Origin of the sequence: Nocardia harenae NBRC 108248 (genome assembly GCF_001612885.1) — a bacterium.
Taxonomy (GTDB): Bacteria; Actinomycetota; Actinomycetes; order Mycobacteriales; family Mycobacteriaceae; genus Nocardia; species Nocardia harenae.
The window spans coordinates 53,192-68,933 of record NZ_BDBH01000015.1 but is presented as its reverse complement, the minus strand read 5'-3'; the positions used below and the strand labels follow the sequence as shown (position 1 = coordinate 68,933).

The window sequence follows — 15,742 nt, the reverse complement described above, 5'->3', positions numbered from 1 at the left end:
CATGGCCCAGCTCGCCATGGTGATGAACCTGGACAAGTGCATCGGCTGCCACACCTGCAGCGTCACCTGCAAGCAGGCGTGGACCAACCGGGGCGGCACCGAGTACGTCTGGTTCAACAATGTCGAGACCCGCCCCGGCCAGGGGTACCCGCGGCAGTACCAGGACCAGGAGCGCTGGAAGGGCGGCTGGACGCTGAACAAGCGCGGCAAGCTCACCTTGAAATCCGGCTCCCGGCTCAAGCGGCTGCTGAACATCTTCGCCAACCCGGAGCTGCCCACCGTCTCGGACTACTACGAGCCGTGGAGCTACGACTACGACAACCTGCTCTCCGCACCGGCGTCGGACACCGTGCCGGTGGCCAGGCCGAAGTCGCTGATCACCGGCGAGGACACCCAGGTCACCTGGGGCGCGAACTGGGACGACGACCTCGGCTCCGGGCCGGAGCAGGTGGGCCGCGACCCGCTGCTCGGCAAGCTCTCCGAGCAGGTCAAGCTCGAGTTCGAGCAGACCTTCATGTTCTACCTGCCGCGCATCTGCGAGCACTGCCTGAACCCGTCCTGCGCGGCTTCCTGCCCGTCGGGCGCCATCTACAAGCGCGCCGAGGACGGCATCGTCCTGGTCGACCAGGACAAGTGCCGCGGCTGGCGGCAGTGCGTCACCGGCTGCCCGTACAAGAAGATCTACTTCAACCACAAGACCGGCAAGGCCGAGAAGTGCACGTTCTGTTACCCGCGGGTGGAGGTCGGGATTCCGACCGTGTGCTCCGAGACGTGTGTCGGGCGGCTGCGCTACATCGGCGTCATGCTCTACGACGCCGACAAGGTGGCCGAGGCGGCGTCGGTGACCGAGGTTGCCGACCTGTACCCGTCGCAGCTCGGGGTCTTCCTCAACCCGCACGACCCGCGGGTGATCGCCGAGGCCGAGCGGGCCGGGATCTCGCCGGAATGGATTCAGGCGGCGCAGGATTCGCCGGTCTACAAGCTCATCGTGGACTATCAGATCGCGCTGCCGCTGCATCCGGAGTACCGGACCATGCCCATGGTCTGGTACGTGCCGCCGCTCTCCCCCGTGGTCGACGTGCTCAGCGAGACCGGGCACGACGGCGAGGACGCGGGCAATCTCTTCGGCGCCATCGACGCGCTGCGGATTCCGGTGGAGTACCTGGCCGAGCTCTTCACCGCCGGGGAGATCGGGCCGGTGCGCGCGGCGCTGCGGCGGCTCGCCGGGATGCGGGCGTTCATGCGCTCGGTGAACCTGGGGCAGGAGCCGGATCTCACCATCGCGCCGTCTATCCGGCTGGAGCCGGAGGAGATCGAGGCCATGTATCGGCTGCTCGCCATCGCCAAGTACGAGCACCGGTACGTGATTCCCAGCGGTGCGGGATCCGAGGCGCACCAGCTGGATTCGCTGGCGACCGGGTGCAGTCTGGATGTGGATGGCGGGCCGGGGATGACGGCGCTGGATCAGATGGTGGAGAAGTTCCATCTGACGGATGCGAATTCGGCGGCGCCGGAGCAGAAGTCGGGGCGGATCAACCTGCTGAACTGGGACGGTCGCAGCACCGACGGGCTGGTGCCTGCCGGAATCGGCGAAGCGGCGGGCGGCAACGGAACGACGAACGGTGACGGCACCGGGCACGGTGCGACTGCGGGGCGCGGCAACGGCGCCGCGACGGCGGGTGGCAACGGCGCCACCCGATCCGGCGCAGCCTCGGCCGACGAGGCGGCGATTCGATGAGCCTGCTCAAACTGCGCCGTCGCCCGGAACCCGCTGTTGCGCTGCCCGAGGCGGATCGGCTGCTGGTCTGGCGGCTGGCCGCGCTACTGCTCGACTATCCCGGGCGGGAAACGCTCGCCCTCCTCGACACCGTGTCGTCGGCCGTCGAACGGCTCCCCGGACCCATCGGGCCGTTGCTCACCGAGTTCGTCGGCTACCTCCGCGGCACCGACGAGATCTCCCTGGCCGCGACCTACGTCGAAACCTTCGACCTGCGCAAACGCGCCAGCCTGCACCTCACCTTCTACGCCTACGGCGACACCCGCAAGCGCGGCATGGCGCTGCTCCGCTTCAAGCACGCCTATCAGCACGCGGGCGTCGAACTCGACGAACGCGAACTCCCCGACCACCTCCCGGTGCTGCTGGAGTTCGCCGCCACCGTCGACCCCGTCGGCGGCGAACGCCTGCTCGGCGAGCACCTCCCGGTGATCGAACTCCTCCGCCTCTCGCTCGCCGACACCGGCTCCCCCTACGCCGCCGTGCTCGGCGCGGTGACCGCCACGCTCCCGCCGCTCACCACCGCCGACCGCCGCCGCATCGCCGAACTCGCCGCCCAGGGCCCGCCGGACGAGGACGTCGGGCTCGAACCGTTCGCGATGGACCCCAGCCTGTTCACCGCCTCCGGAGGGGAAGGCCGCCGATGAGCACCATGATCTGGATGACGCTGCCGTACATCGCCTTCACGTCGTTCCTGCTCGGGCACGTCTGGCGGTACCGCACCGACCAGTTCGGCTGGACCACCCGCTCCTCCCAGCTGCACGAGAGCCGCCTGCTGCGGCTCGGTTCCCCGCTGTTCCACTTCGGCATGCTCGGCGTCTTCGGCGGGCACGTGCTCGGCGTGCTCATCCCGCAGTCCTGGACCGATGCCATCGGCATCTCGCACCACACGTACCACGTGGTCGCCGTCGGCGCGGGCTCCGTCGCCGGCTTCGCCGTGATCGCCGGGATCGGCATCCTGCTCTACCGCCGCTTCACCGTCCCCGCCGTGCGCCGGGCCACCACGCGCTCCGACAAGGTCATGTATTTCCTGCTCGCCGGGGCTTTGATCACCGGCCTCCTCAACACCGTCGGCAGCAATCTCCTCTGGGGCACCTACAACTACCGCGAAACCGTCTCCCCCTGGTTCCGCAGCCTCTTCACCGTCGATCCCCAACCCGAGCTGATGGTCGGGGTGCCGTGGACCTTCCAGGCACACGGGCTCTTCGTTCTCGTTCTGGTCGCGATCTGGCCGTACACCCGGCTGGTGCACATGTTCAGCGCGCCGATCGGGTATCTCACGCGGCCGTACATCGTGTACCGGAGCAAGGAGACGAACGCCGCCGATACGCGGCGGTATGCGCGGGCCTGGGAGTCCACGGCACTGCCGCCACGCTGAGGTATTCGGGGCTGCTTGACGTATAGAATGGGGTGCAGCAGCCCGACGAGCGAAGCAGGAGTTGACGTGAGCGACACCCCCGACGTCGAGCGGCGTGTGAAGGCGGTCATCGCTGGCAATCGCATGGCCGGCCACGAGACGCCACCCCGTACCGTCAAGCGCATGCGGGATATCGCGGCGGGTAGGATCACGGCCGATGAAGCCGTCGCGGCAACCATTGCCAAGCATCGTAAGCGTCGCCTGAAGGCATCCTGATCTGACGCCGGTAGGGGATCCATACGTCTATCCGGGAACGAACGTACTGCGGAATCTGCTCGATGAGCGGAGCCCTGAAGAAGCAGCCGGTCTGGAACTCGAACTGTCTTCGTTCCGTGCCACTGAACTCGCTGTCAAGCCGATCGACGGCGATTTCGATTTCGATCATCTATGTGCGATTCATAGGCATCTCTTCCAAGATTTCTACGATTGGGCCGGTAGGCCGAGGACAGTGCAGACCTCCAAGGGCATGCCTTTTTGTCCACCAGCCAATATTCAGGAACAGAGCCGCTTCGTCCACGGACGCTTGGCACGCGATGAAGACCTTCGAACCGCGAGCCTCGGTGTTTTCGCTGACCGACTTGCCTTCCACTGGGGTGAGGTGAATGTCATCCACGCGTTTCGCGAGGGGAATACCCGCACTCAGCGTGCCTTCTTCGAGCAGCTAGCAGTGAGCTACGGCTGGGTGATGAACTTCGACTTGCTCGATTACCAGTCATTCAAAGCGGCGCGTCACCAAGCTTTCGTCACCCACGCCCGGCTTGCCGAGGTATTGCAATCAATATTGCAACGACAGGAATAGTAGTCAGCGGCTCTCCGCGCGCAAAAACCGCCCGGTGCGAACGGTGCCGAGACGCTCGGCGGCGACACCTTCACCGAAAACGAACTCACCGTTGACCAGGACAGCGGTGATCGCCCGGTCATTGCGATTGACCATGCGCGAGAGCCCGTCGTACGCGGGGATGGCGGCCTCGGCGTAGTCGTCCAGCGACGAATCCAACCCCTCAGGGTCGAGGACGACGAGGTCCGCGCGGTCGCCGAGGCGCAGATGACCGGCGTCGAGCCCGTACCAGTCGGCGAGTTCGCCGGTGAGTCGGTGCACGGCGTGCTCGATGGTCATGAACGGCCGCTCGGCCCGGTGTACGCGGCGCAGGAAGCGGAGGCCGAAGTTGTAGAAGGCCATATTGCGTAGGTGCGCCCCGGCGTCGGAGAAGCCGAGCTGGACGCCGGGGTCGACGGCGATCCGGTTCAGGACGTCCTCGCGGTGATTGGAGATGGTCGTGCGCCAGCGCAGTTTGCGGCCGTGTTCGACGACCAGGTCGAGGTAGGCGTCGACGGGGTGCAGGCCGCCGCGGTCGACTCCGACCTGACCGAAGGTCTTACCGATCACCGAGTCATCGGGGCAGTCCACGATCTCGGCGTCGAAGAAGTCGCGGTGCCAGACGCGGGGGCCGAACTTGCTGTCGTAGTCGGCGCGGAAGCGGCGGCGGTACTCCTCGTCCTGCAGGAGCGAGCGCTGCTCCTCGATGCGGTCGGCGAGGTGCAGCGCGGCCGCGCCGGAGCCGAACTCCTCGAAGATCACCAGGTCGATGCCGTCGGCATAGACCTCGAAGGGCACGGGAAGGTGCTGGAAGCGGAGGTTGCCGCTCAGCCCGTTGAAGAGCCGGGCGAGCAGCGGGAAGACGCGGATGATGAACGGGATGGCCTTCAGGTCCGCGGCGGCGAGCAGGCTGACCGGCAAAGGCTTGCGGAAGAGGCCGACGGTGCTCGCGGCCATGGTGACCAGGCTGTGCGGGCGGGCTACGTCCGGCCCGCCCTGCAGGGCGCGGCCGTAGCGGCGCAGCACGGAGTTCAGCTGGTGCCGTTCGCGGCTGCGGGCGTAGGTGGAGGGCAGGGTGCGGGAGCGGCAGGTCTCGCCGTCCAGCTTGTCGAATTCGAGCTGCTGCGAGGACATTCCGACGAAACCGGCCTCCAGCGCGGCGGTCAGCCTGCGCTCCATCTCGCCGAGTTCGGCGGCGCCGGGGCGGAACGAGCGGTCGGTGGCGCGGTCGAGGCCGAGCACATCCGCCCTGATGTCGGAGTGGCCGATGAAGGCGGCGATATTCGGGCCGAGCGGCAGCGCGTCCAGGTAGGCGGCGTACTCGGCCGCGTCCCGCCACACCTGGTGCGTGCGAACCCCCTCCACCACGTGTTTGCGCGGGATCGCCTCGACGCGGGCGAAGAGGTCGGCGGCGGTGGTGGCGTCCACGTGCACGGTGGAGAGCGAGCAGGAGCCGAGCAGCACGGTGGTGACGCCGTGCCGCACCGATTCGGCGAGCCCCGGCTGTTGCAGCACCTCGATGTCGTAGTGGGTGTGCACGTCGACCATGCCGGGCAGCACCCAGCGGCCCTCGGCCTCGATCACGCGGGGGCAGCCGGTCTCGTCCAGCGGGACGGTGGAGATGGTGGCGACCCGGCCGTCCACGATGCCGAGGTGCCGCACGGCCGATGGCGCGCCGGTGCCGTCGAACCAGCGGCCGCCCTTGACGATGGTGTCGTACACGATGTCTCCTGTCTACAGCGATAGTTCGCGCCGGACGACCTTGCCGGTCGCATTGCGCGGCAACGCCTCCGGGGTCAGCCGCCAGTGCGCGGGCACCTTGAAGTAGGCGAGCCGGGCCGCGGCGAATTCGCGCAGTTCCGCCTCCGTGACGGGCGCGGTGGTGACCACCAGCGCCGCTACGGCCTGGCCGAGATCCGGATCGGCGACGCCGAAGACCGCCGACTCGGCGACCGCGAGGTGCTCGTCGAGCACGTTCTCGATCTCGGTCGGGTACACGTTCTCGCCGCCGCGCAGGATCAGATCGCTGCGCCGCCCGGCGAGGTAGAGCCTGCCGTCGCGCAGCGCGCCGAAGTCGCCGGTGCGCAGCCAGCGCTCGCCGTCCAGCGCGGCGGCGGTGGCGGCCGGATCGTTCCAGTACTCGCGCATGACGTACGGGCTGCGCACGCAGATCTCGCCCTCGGCGCCCGCGGGCAGGTCATTGCCCTCGGGGTCGCGGATGGCGACGCTCACCCCGATGATCGGGCTGCCGACGGTCTCCGGGAAGGCAGCCAGCTCCGGCGGGGTTGCCAGGGTGGCGGCGGTGCCCGCCTCGGTGAGGCCGTAGCTGGTGGCGAGCTGCACCGGCAGTGCCTCCCGCAGCCTCCGGTGCAATGCGGGCGAGGAGGGCGCGGTGTTCAGCGAGAAGGCGCTGAGCGAGCTCAGGTCGTACTCGGCGAGGTCCTGCTCCAGCAGCCGGATGGCCATGGTCGGGACCGCGCCCCAGTGCGTGACCCGCTCGCGCTCGATCAGCCGCAGCACCCGGTCGGCGTCGAACTTGGCGTCCGGGAAGATCACCGCCGCGCCGGTGGCGATCCGCGGCACCACCAGATTGTGCAGGCTGGCGATGTGGAAGAGCGGCGAGCTGAGCAGCCAGCGCTTGGCGCTCGGCCGCTCGGGGTCGAAGGCGAGCCCGGCGAAGGTGTCGGCCATGGCCTCGGTGAAGCGGTGGTACTCGGTGACGGCGAGCAGGTTGCGATGCGTGTGCACCACGCCCTTCGGCCTGCCGCTGGTGCCGCTGGTGTAGAGGATGACGGCCGGGTCGTCCTCGGCCACCGGCGTCTCGGGGGCGGCGCCCGCGAACTCGGCGAGCAGCGCGGGGAGGTCGTGCTCGACGGTGAGCACCGGGATATCGGTGTTCGTGATCCGCGCGGCCCGCGCGGCGTCGGCGATCACCACCGTCGGCCTGGAGTGGCCGAGCGCGTAGTCGATCTCGCGCGGCGCCCACCAGGCGTTGTACCCGACGGCGACGGCGCCGAGGCTCTGCGCGGCCCAGAAGGCGATGACCCACTCGGGGGAGTTGGCGGCGAGGACGGCGATCCGGTCGCCCGTGCCGACGCCGTACCGCGCGGCCAGCCCGGCGGCCAGCGCGCCCGCGGCGTCGGCGTGCTCGGTGTAGGTCCAGCGCCGCTCGGCGGTGACCAGGTAGTCGCGGTCGCCCCAGACCCGGGAGTCGGTGAGCGCGGTGCCGAGCGAGCGGCGGCGGTTCACGAACACCGGGAGCTCGGTGCCGAGCACCGGCTCCACGGTGAGCGCGAACGGGCCGCCCGGCCCGGCGAGTTTCGCCGCCACCTGCGCGGCGAGCTGCCGCGGATCTGCCGCCATCGTCATCGGGACACTCTCCTGCCTCAGGGAACCAGTACCGCGCGGCGCGGATCTGCCGTCATGGTCATCGGGACACCCACCCGCTCAGGGGACCAGCACCGCGCGGCCGCGGATCTCGCCGCGGGCCAGCCGGTCGAAGGCCGTGCGGCCGTCGGCGAGCGCGAACCGCTCCACCGCCACCCGCAGCCGCCCCGCCCGCGCCAGCGCGACCGAGTCGATGAGGTCGGATTTGGTGCCGCCGTACGACTTCCGCACCGAGGCGCCCCACGGCCAGCCCGGCCCACCGGACGGCCCCGCGGTCAGCTCCGGCGCACCGCCGCCGAGCCCGACCATGCGGTACGCGCCGTTCGGCGCCACCGCACGCACCGCGAGCGCGGCGGTGGCATCGGTGCCGACGAAGTCGAAGACGGCCTCGGCGCCGCGACCGCCGGTCAGCGCGAGGATCTCGGCGGCGGTCTCGGGGCCGCCGATCAGCCCGACGTCGGCGCCGCACTCGGCGGCCAGCGCCAGCTTGTCCGGGCCGACGTCGACCGCGATCACCCGCACCGCGTCGACGGTCTTCAGGATCTGCACCGCGACGTGCCCGAGGCCGCCGATCCCGATGGTCACCGCGGTGGCGCCCGGGTACAGCTGCTCGCGGGCGCCGCGGATGGCGTGGTACGAGGTGAGCGCGGCATCGGCGAGCGGCGCGGCGGCGGCGAAATCCAGGTCGCCGATCGGCACGAAGGAGCCGGCCGGGACCTTGATGTACTCGGCCATCCCGCCATCGGGGCCGAGCCCGGGGCAGGGCGGCATGGCGGTGCGCCCGGCCGCCCGGCACACGTTCTCGTTGCCGCTCACGCACTCTCGGCACACCCCGCAGGACCAGCACAGGTAGATCAGCCCGCGCTCCCCGTCGGCGATCCCGTCGACGGCGCTGCCGACGGCGACCACCGTGCCCGCGACCTCGTGGCCCATGGTGAGCGGATCCGGCAGCGGGAACTCGAGCTCCAGCACATACAGGTCGGAGTGGCAGATGCCGACCGCGCCCACCCGGACCAGCAGCTCGGTGGGGCCGGGCTCCGGGATCGGCACCTCGCGCAGCTCGAGTGTTCCGGGGCCGGTGAGCTGCAGCGCTCGCATCGTCGGGGTATCGACCACCACATGCTCCTGTTCGCGCCGGGCCCGACGTGACCTGGCACACAGGACGCTAGCAGTCGCTGGACACCGGGTCCAGTGAACGACGGAATGTCTATGATCGGGCGATGCCCGCCCACACCGAGCCGCGGCGCACGCTGCGCGACGAGCAGAAGCTGCGTACCAGGGAGCGCATCCTGGAGGCGGCGAACACGCTCTTCGTGCAGCGCGGCTACGGCGCCGTGCGGGTGGACGATGTCGCGGCCGCCGTCGGGTGCAGCCGCGCCACCTTCTACCTGCACTTCACCGGCAAGATGGCGGTGCTGCGGGAGCTCGGCGAGCGCACCGCGCTGCCGAGCGCGCTCGCCTTCTGCGAGGACCTGGACCGGGTGCTGGAGACCGGCTCGCGCGCCGAGTTCGAGGACTGGATGCGCCGCGCCATCGACTGGTTCGAGCAGCACCGCGACCTGCTCTCGGCCTGGGACGAGGCCACCGCGCTCGAGCCGGAGTTCCGCGACCTCATGCGCGCCGGATTCGCCGCGCTCCCGGAATCCATGACCGCCTACCTGGCGCGCTGGCCCGCCGAGCGCCGCGACGAGGCCAGGCTGCGGGTGGAGATGCTGGTGGCGCAGCTGGAGCGCTTCTTCACCCGCTGGGCGCTGCTCGGCACCATCGACGTCACCGCGGACCGGGCGGCCGCGGTGCTCGCCGACATCTGGTTCCCGGCGCTGCAAACGCCCTGATCAGCCCTGATCGTGCGCCGCGCGCAGGGCGGCGATATCGATCTTGGACATGCCGCGCAGCGCGGTGGCGACGGCGCCCGCGCGGGCGGGCTCCGGCGAGCCCATGAGCTCGGGCAGCTCGGCCGGGACGACCTGCCAGGAGAGCCCGAAGCGGTCGGTGAGCCAGCCGCACGGGCCAGGCGTGCCGCCGTCCGCGGTGAGCGCGGCCCAGAGCCGGTCGATCTCGTCCTGGCCGTCGACGGTGAGTTGCAGCGAGGCGGCGTCGGAGAGCGGGTGGCCGGGGCCGCCGTTCATCAGGGTGACGGCGTGGCCGTCGAGGTCGAGCGTGACGATGAAGGCGCGGCCGTCCGGGCCGGGGGTGCTTCCGGTGATCCGGGAGTTCGGCACGGCGGCGGTGTAGAGCGCGGCGGCCTCGTCGGCGCCGGACTCGAGCCAGAGGAAGGTGGTGACGGTCATGGTGACTCCTCGATCGGTGAACTGCTGTCACCCTGCGGTCGGAGCCGGATTCCGGTTCTCGACACATCGCCGGAGGAAATTGTCAGGCGCCGACCGCGGCGGCGATGACCGGCCAGGAGTTGCGCAGGTCGTCCTGCCAGTAGGGCCAGGCGTGGGTGCCGGTGCGCAGGTCGGTGGCGGCGGGAATGCCGAGCGCGGCGAGCCGAGCCAGGAACGGGCCGGTGCAGCCGCCGATCACCGTCTCCATGATGCCGCCGACCAGCGCGCGATCCGGGTTGGCGAGCGAGTCGTGCGGGCCGGGCAGGCCGTTGCCCGCGGAGACGTAGAGCGCGATGCCGCGCAGCCGGTCGGCATTGACCGTTGGATCGTGCGCGGGCCAGGCCGGGTCGGCGGGGCCGCCCCACATGTTCGTGGCGTTGGCGCCGAAGACGCCGAGCTGGGCGTAGACCATGGCGCGGGCGCCCGGGTCGCTGGTGCGCGGGCAGCCGCTGAAGGCACCGACGGCACGGAAGCGGCCTGGGTGCTCGATGGCGAGGTTCAGCGCCGAGGTGGCCGACATGGAGACGCCGGCCACCGCCATCCGGTCCGTGCTGCCGAAACGCTGCTGGAGCAGCGGCGGGAGTTCGGCGCCGAGGAAGGTGGACCAGCGGTTGCGGCCGAGGACCGGGTCGTCGGCCTGCCAGTCGGTGTAGTACGAGGCGCGGCCGCCCATCGGGACGACGACGGTGATCGGCTGCTCCGCGTAGAACTCCGCGACGTCGGTGCGGGTGGTCCACGGGCCGCCGTCCTCGCCGCCGTCCACCGCGTTCAGCAGGTAGAGCACCGGGGCGCCCGCGCCCGCGTTCGAGACCCAGAGCGTGATCGGGCGGTCCATGGCGGCGGAGTGCACCACCACCTCCAGCTGCCTGCCGCCGAGCGGGCGCACATCCAGGATGCGCGCCGGGCCGGGGTCGGCGGCGGCGGTTGCCTGCGGGAGCAGCACCCCGGCGATGGCCGTGAGCAGGACGAGCAGGGTCCGGCGGATCATGCCTGTAGTCTGCTCCTCCCGGCACGGCCGCGCCCGGAGCACCGGCGAGCGTGTCCCGCCGGTCAGCGAACCTCCGCCAGTTCCCTCACCCCCGCGCGGTAGCGCGCGAGGATCAGCCGGACGACCGCGGGGTGCACGCCGATGGGCTCGGCGACCGCATCCGCCCCGGCCTCGTGCAACCGCTGGTGGAACAGCCCGTGCGCCAGCAGGTACGAGGCGACCACGACGCGCTCCGCGCCCGCGGCACGCAGCTCGGCAACGACCTCGGGCACCCGGGGCGTACCGGTGGCGACATAGGCGATCCGCACCGGAACCCGCAGCTGCTCGGCGAGCAGCCCGGCCGCCCGCCGCACATCACCGCGCGCCCTGGCATCCGACGACCCCGCCGCGGCCAGCACCACCGCGTCCCCGCGCCGCCACCCGGCCGCGCGCAGCCGCAGCACCATGACCCGGGCCAGCGCGGCATCCGGCCCCATGGCGGGCGTCACCGTGACGGCGCGGTGCCCGCTCTCCGCCACCTCGCGCGGCACGTCCTGATAGACGTGGTACCCCGAGGCCAGGAAGGCCGGGACCAGCACCGCCGCCTCGGAATCCAGATCCCGCAGCACCTCGGCGGGCGATGGCCCGAGCACGTCGACGAAGGCGGTGCGCACCCGCGGCGCCCCCGCCTCGGCGGCGACCGCCTCGGCCAGCGCCGCGATCATCTGCACACCCCTCGTGCTCCGCGTCCCGTGCGCGACCAGCACCAGCGCGGGGGCGCTCACCACGACCCCGTCGCGGTCACCGCGCGCCGCCCGGGCAGCTGCCTGCCGCCGCGGAACGGGGTGACCGTGCCCGCGCCGCCACCCGGCGTCACCACTGGCGGCGGCGGATTGTTGTCGATGCACTCGGCGGCGTCCAGCGCGAGCCGGTAGCCGCGCTTGACCACGGTCTGGATCGCCTTCGGCGTGCCGAGCCCGGCGCGCAGCCGGGCGATGGCGGTCTCCACCGCGTGCGTGTCGTCGCCGCCGCCGGGCAGCGCGGCCAGCAGGTCCTCCCTGGACACCACCCGCCCCGGCTGCCTGGCCAGCGAGCGCATGAGCGCCATCGGCGCCGGTGCCAGCTGGCGCACCTCGCCGTCCACGACCACGCAGGCCCCGCGCACGCTGATGTGGTGCCCGGCGGCGTAGATCCGGTTCGCGCGGCGCGGCAGCTCCTCGGCGACGTGCCTGGCCAGCGCGCCGAGCCTGGCCCTCGCGGGCTGGGTGGTCGGCACCCCGAGCTCCTCCAGCGGGGCCGCGGTGATCGGCCCCACGCAGGCGGCGAGCACCCGGCCGCGCAGCGCGTAGAGCAGCCCGTCCAGCAGCCCGGTCGCCTTGGCGCGCATGAGCATCGAGGCGACGGCCGGTGCGCTGGTGAAGGTGACGCAGTCGATGCTGCCGGTGACGATGGACTCGATCAGGGCGTCCATCGGGCCGTGGTCGTCCGGCGGCACCCAGCGGTACACCGGCACCGGAACCACGTCGGCGCCCGCGCAGCGCAGCACCTCGCAGAAGTCGGGGACCGGCTCCCACTCGGTGGTGGCGCCGTGCAGCTGCACCGCGATCCGCACCCCCTCCACGCCCTCGGCGAGCAGGTGGTCGAGCACCTCGGCGGAGGATTCCGAGGCGGGCGACCACTCCTCGCGCAGCTCGGCGGCGCGGATGGCGCCCTTGGCCTTGGGGCCGCGGGCCAGCATGCGCACCCCGGAGAAGGTGGCGCGCAGCTCCTCGGCCAGCGCCCAGCCCTCGGCCGCCTCCATCCAGCCGCGGAAGCCGATGCCGGTGGTGGCGACAACGAGCTGCGGCGGCTCGGCCATGAGCTGCCTGGTGACGCGCTCGAGTTCGGTGTCGTCGGCGAGCGGGATGATCCGGATGGCGGGCGCGGAGACGATGCCCGCCCCGCGCCGGACGAGCAGGGTGGCGAATTCCTCGGCGCGCCGCGCCGCGGTGATGCCGATGGTGAAGCCGGCTAGCGCGGCGCTCTGGTCGGGCGTCGTCATGGGCGTGGCCTCATCCGTCCGAGGCGGTATCACCGACCGGCTTGTTCGAAATCGACACCAGCCCGTCCTCGACCCGCACCGCGTACACCGGCAGCGCTGCCGAATCGTCATCGAGGCAGCGGCCGTCCACGAGGGAGAAGGCCTGCTTGAGCAGCGGCGACGCCACCACCGGCACGCCGCCGCGATCACCGACGATCCCGCGCGACATCACCGCGGCGCGACCGAACGGGTCGATATTGCCGACGGCGTAGAGCACACCGCCGGGGAGCAGGAACAGCGCCGCCTGACGGCCGCCGCGCAGCAGGACCGCGACGCCGCGGCCCGGGGTCAGGTAATCGAGGCGGCAGGCCTGTGTCCACCCGGTCGTCGTTGCCGGCGCGTAGCCGGGGGTGTCGATAACGGTCATCACTCTTCTCCTCGCCGAAGCCCTACCTACTTGGTACCGGCGTCCTGTTTCCTGGCGGTTAAACGGTCATTTCCCGGCGGTAGCGGTCACCGCGGGCATGCCGAGCAGAACCGGCACCTTGCGCTCGCCGCTGTCGTCGAAGGAGATGGTCGGGTCGGACTCCTCCGGCGCGTTCACGAAGGAGACGAACCGGGAGAGCTTCTCCGGATCATCCAGCACCGCGGCCCATTCGTCGCGGTAGCCGTCCACGTGCTGCGCCATCGCCTGCTCCAGCTCGGCGGCGATGCCGAGGCTGTCCTCGCAGACCACCGAGCGTACGTAGTCGATGCCGCCCTCGAGTGATTCCTGCCACGGCGCGGTGCGCTGCAGCCGGTCCGCGGTGCGGATGTAGAACATCAGGTAGCGGTCGATGTAGCTGATCAGGGTGGCGTCGTCGAGGTCGCCCGCGAGCAGCACCGCGTGCTTGGGGGTGAGCCCGCCGTTGCCGCCGACGTAGAGGTTCCAGCCGTTCTCGGTGGCGATCACCCCGACGTCCTTGCCGCGCGCCTCGGCGCACTCCCGCGCGCAGCCGGAGACGGCGAGCTTGAGCTTGTGCGGCGAGCGCAGCCCGCGGTAGCGCTTCTCCAGCAGCACCGCCATGCCGACCGAGTCCTGCTGTCCGTACCGGCACCAGGTGGAGCCGACGCAGCTCTTCACGGTGCGCAGCGACTTGCCGTAGGCGTGCCCGGACTCCATGCCCGCGTCCACCAGTCGCTGCCAGATCAGCGGCAGCTGCTCCACGCGGGCGCCGAAGAGGTCGATCCGCTGCCCGCCGGTGACCTTGACGTACAGGTCGAATTCCTTCGCCACCTGGCCGATGGTGATGAGCTGCTCGGCGGTGACCTCGCCGCCCGGCATCCGCGGCACCACCGAGTAGGTGCCGTTCTTCTGCAGGTTGGCCAGGAAGTGGTCGTTGGTGTCCTGCAGCGCGGCCTGCTCGCCGTCCAGGATGTGATCGCTGGAGGTGGAGGCCAGGATGGAGGCGACCGTCGGCTTGCAGATATCGCAGCCGGAGCCCTTCCCGTGCTTGGCGATCAGCCCGGAGAAGGTGCGGATGCCGGTGGCCTGCACGATCTGGAAGAGCTCGGCCCTGGAGTGCTCGAAGTGCTCGCAGAGCGCCTTGGACATCTCGACGCCCGACTGCTCCAGCAGCTTCTTCAGCATGGGGACGCAGCCGCCGCACGAGGTGCCCGCCGAGGTGCAGCTCTTGATGGCCGGGATGTCGCAGGCGCCGTCGGCGATGGCGCCGCAGATGGCGCCCTTCGAGATGTTGTTGCAGGAGCAGATCTGCGCGTCGTCCGGCAGCGCGTCGGCGCCGAGCTCGGCGCCCGCCGGGGAGATGAGCGCGGCAGGCTCGGCGGGCAGCGGCCGCCCGACCAGCGGGCGCAGCGCCGCGTACTGCGAGGCGTCGCCGACCAGGATGCCGCCGAGCAGGGTCTGCGCGTCGTCGGAGACGACCAGCTTGGCGTAGGTGCCCTTGGCGGCGTCGTGCAGCACCACCGACAGCGCGCCCTCGGTGGTGCCGTGCGCGTCGCCGAAGCTCGCGACGTCGACGCCGAGCAGCTTGAGCTTGGTGGACATATCCGCGCCGGGGAACTCGCCCGCGCCGCCGAGCAGCCGGTCGGCCACGATCTCGGCGGTGCTGTAGCCGGGGGCGACCAGGCCGTAGCACACACCCTCGACCGCGGCGCACTCGCCGATGGCCCAGATGTTCGGGTCCGAGGTCTGCAGCCCGAGGTCGGTGACGATGCCGCCGCGCGGCCCCACCTCCAGCCCGGCGTCGCGGGCGATCTGGTCGCGCGGGCGGACACCGGCCGAGAAGACCAGCAGCCCGGCCTCGATCACGCTCCCGTCGCTCAGCGTGATCTTGAGCTTGTCCGCGGGGGTGGCGCCGGTGGCCTCGATGGACGCGGTGCCGACGCCGGTGTGCACGTGCAGCCCGAGATCGCTGACCAGCCGCTCCAGCACCGCGCCGCCGCCCTCGTCGACCTGCGCGGGCATCAGCCGCTGGTTGTACTCGACGACGTGCGGGGTCATCCCGAGCATGCGCAGCGCGTTCGCCGCCTCCAGCCCGAGCAGCCCGCCGCCGACCACGACGCCGTGCGCGCCCGGCCCCGCGGCCTCGGCGGCGGCCCTGATGCCGTCCAGGTCGTCCAGGGTGCGGTAGACGAAGCACTCGGCGTGGTCGTGGCCGGGCACCGGCGGCACGAAGGGGTAGGAGCCGGTGGCGAGCACCAGCGCGTCGTAGCCGAGCACCTCGCCGGTCGTGGTGGTGACGGTGCGCGCGGCCCTGTCGACGGTGGCGGCGCCCTGGCCGAGCCGCAGCTCCACCAGGTCGTCCCCGGCGTACTCGTTGCCGGGCAGCGCCAGCGCGGCGGTCTCCCAGCTGCCGATGTAGGAGGAGAGCCCGACCCGGTCGTAGGCGGGCAGCGCCTCCTCGCTGAGCACGATCACCCGCCAGGTGCCCTCGGTGTCCCTGGCGCGCAGAGCCTCGACGAAGCGGTGGCCGACCATGCCGTGACCGACGACCACGGCGGTACGAATTGCTGTGGATGTCATGGGGA

Annotated in this window: 15 protein-coding genes; 6 read left to right on the top strand and 9 right to left on the bottom strand. The window is 71.3% G+C overall.

Going from position 1 to position 15,742, the window contains the following annotated elements:
- Position 1: 1 nt before the first annotated feature.
- The 5 genes from narH (at position 2) to NH2_RS28435 (ending at position 3,990) form a co-directional block, all read left to right on the top strand.
- Complete coding sequence (gene narH / locus NH2_RS25870; RefSeq protein ID WP_245650779.1) at positions 2-1,738, top strand: nitrate reductase subunit beta; 1,737 nt, start codon at positions 2-4, stop codon at positions 1,736-1,738.
- Positions 1,735-2,421 (top strand): nitrate reductase molybdenum cofactor assembly chaperone, encoded by a 687-nt coding sequence (gene narJ / locus NH2_RS25865; RefSeq protein ID WP_067659809.1) that lies wholly within the window; start codon positions 1,735-1,737, stop codon positions 2,419-2,421. The genes narH and narJ overlap by 4 nt, the downstream gene beginning before the upstream one ends.
- Entirely contained in the window at positions 2,418-3,152 is a 735-nt protein-coding gene (narI, locus tag NH2_RS25860; protein ID WP_067659806.1) for a respiratory nitrate reductase subunit gamma, read from the top strand. Before narJ ends, narI begins: the two co-directional genes overlap by 4 nt.
- A gap of 66 nt (positions 3,153-3,218) precedes the next feature.
- Positions 3,219-3,407: an antitoxin VbhA family protein gene (locus tag NH2_RS29080; protein WP_157103978.1), complete on the top strand. Its 189-nt coding sequence runs from the start codon at positions 3,219-3,221 to the stop codon at positions 3,405-3,407.
- Between the two features lies 1 nt (position 3,408).
- Complete coding sequence (locus NH2_RS28435) at positions 3,409-3,990, top strand: Fic/DOC family protein (RefSeq protein ID WP_084505895.1); 582 nt, start codon at positions 3,409-3,411, stop codon at positions 3,988-3,990.
- Between the two features lie 3 nt (positions 3,991-3,993).
- Here the strand turns inward: NH2_RS28435 and NH2_RS25850 are convergent, their stop codons facing one another.
- The 3 genes from NH2_RS25850 to NH2_RS25840 form a co-directional block, all read right to left on the bottom strand.
- Complete coding sequence (locus NH2_RS25850) at positions 3,994-5,733, bottom strand: N-acyl-D-amino-acid deacylase family protein (protein ID WP_067659801.1); 1,740 nt, start codon at positions 5,731-5,733, stop codon at positions 3,994-3,996.
- A gap of 9 nt (positions 5,734-5,742) precedes the next feature.
- Positions 5,743-7,377: a steroid-24-oyl-CoA synthetase gene (gene casG / locus NH2_RS25845; RefSeq protein WP_067659799.1), complete on the bottom strand. Its 1,635-nt coding sequence runs from the start codon at positions 7,375-7,377 to the stop codon at positions 5,743-5,745.
- Positions 7,378-7,455: 78 nt separating this feature from the next.
- The gene (locus NH2_RS25840; RefSeq protein WP_067660146.1) at positions 7,456-8,493 is read right to left on the bottom strand and encodes an NAD(P)-dependent alcohol dehydrogenase; all 1,038 of its coding nucleotides are present in this window, start codon (positions 8,491-8,493) and stop codon (positions 7,456-7,458) included.
- Between the two features lie 122 nt (positions 8,494-8,615).
- Here NH2_RS25840 and NH2_RS25835 point away from each other — a divergent pair, with 122 nt between their 5' ends.
- Positions 8,616-9,230, top strand: coding sequence for a TetR/AcrR family transcriptional regulator (locus tag NH2_RS25835; protein WP_067659797.1), 615 nt, complete (start codon positions 8,616-8,618; stop codon positions 9,228-9,230).
- Here NH2_RS25835 and NH2_RS25830 read toward each other — a convergent pair whose 3' ends face one another.
- The 6 genes from NH2_RS25830 to nirB form a co-directional block, all read right to left on the bottom strand.
- On the bottom strand, positions 9,231-9,686 hold the full coding sequence (locus tag NH2_RS25830; RefSeq protein ID WP_067659795.1) for a VOC family protein: 456 nt from the start codon (positions 9,684-9,686) through the stop codon (positions 9,231-9,233).
- An 82-nt stretch (positions 9,687-9,768) separates the two neighbouring features.
- Positions 9,769-10,713, bottom strand: coding sequence for an alpha/beta hydrolase (locus tag NH2_RS25825; protein WP_084505894.1), 945 nt, complete (start codon positions 10,711-10,713; stop codon positions 9,769-9,771).
- A gap of 62 nt (positions 10,714-10,775) precedes the next feature.
- Positions 10,776-11,477 carry a sirohydrochlorin chelatase gene (locus NH2_RS25820; protein ID WP_067660140.1) on the bottom strand — a complete coding sequence of 234 codons (702 nt, stop codon included), beginning with the start codon at positions 11,475-11,477 and terminating at the stop codon, positions 10,776-10,778.
- A complete protein-coding gene (locus tag NH2_RS25815; RefSeq protein ID WP_067659793.1) occupies positions 11,474-12,733 on the bottom strand; it encodes a uroporphyrinogen-III synthase in 1,260 nt (419 codons plus the stop codon). The genes NH2_RS25820 and NH2_RS25815 overlap by 4 nt, the downstream gene beginning before the upstream one ends.
- A 10-nt stretch (positions 12,734-12,743) precedes the next feature.
- The gene (gene nirD, locus NH2_RS25810) at positions 12,744-13,139 is read right to left on the bottom strand and encodes a nitrite reductase small subunit NirD (protein WP_067659790.1); all 396 of its coding nucleotides are present in this window, start codon (positions 13,137-13,139) and stop codon (positions 12,744-12,746) included.
- Positions 13,140-13,205: 66 nt separating this feature from the next.
- Complete coding sequence (nirB, locus tag NH2_RS25805) at positions 13,206-15,737, bottom strand: nitrite reductase large subunit NirB (RefSeq protein ID WP_067659787.1); 2,532 nt, start codon at positions 15,735-15,737, stop codon at positions 13,206-13,208.
- Positions 15,738-15,742: the final 5 nt, after the last annotated feature.

Excerpts from the sequence above, each read along its gene's own strand:
- narH (WP_245650779.1), top strand. The coding sequence starts at position 2 with ATGGCCCAGCTCGCCATGGTGATGAACCTGGACAAGTGCATCGGCTGC.
- narJ (WP_067659809.1), top strand. The coding sequence starts at position 1,735 with ATGAGCCTGCTCAAACTGCGCCGTCGCCCGGAACCCGCTGTTGCGCTG.
- narI (WP_067659806.1), top strand. The coding sequence starts at position 2,418 with ATGAGCACCATGATCTGGATGACGCTGCCGTACATCGCCTTCACGTCG.
- casG (WP_067659799.1), bottom strand. The coding sequence starts at position 7,377 with ATGACGATGGCGGCAGATCCGCGGCAGCTCGCCGCGCAGGTGGCGGCG.
- NH2_RS25840 (WP_067660146.1), bottom strand. The coding sequence starts at position 8,493 with ATGCGAGCGCTGCAGCTCACCGGCCCCGGAACACTCGAGCTGCGCGAG.
- NH2_RS25835 (WP_067659797.1), top strand. The coding sequence starts at position 8,616 with ATGCCCGCCCACACCGAGCCGCGGCGCACGCTGCGCGACGAGCAGAAG.
- NH2_RS25830 (WP_067659795.1), bottom strand. The coding sequence starts at position 9,686 with ATGACCGTCACCACCTTCCTCTGGCTCGAGTCCGGCGCCGACGAGGCC.
- NH2_RS25825 (WP_084505894.1), bottom strand. The coding sequence starts at position 10,713 with ATGATCCGCCGGACCCTGCTCGTCCTGCTCACGGCCATCGCCGGGGTG.
- NH2_RS25815 (WP_067659793.1), bottom strand. The coding sequence starts at position 12,733 with ATGACGACGCCCGACCAGAGCGCCGCGCTAGCCGGCTTCACCATCGGC.
- nirD (WP_067659790.1), bottom strand. The coding sequence starts at position 13,139 with ATGACCGTTATCGACACCCCCGGCTACGCGCCGGCAACGACGACCGGG.
- nirB (WP_067659787.1), bottom strand. The coding sequence starts at position 15,737 with ATGACATCCACAGCAATTCGTACCGCCGTGGTCGTCGGTCACGGCATG.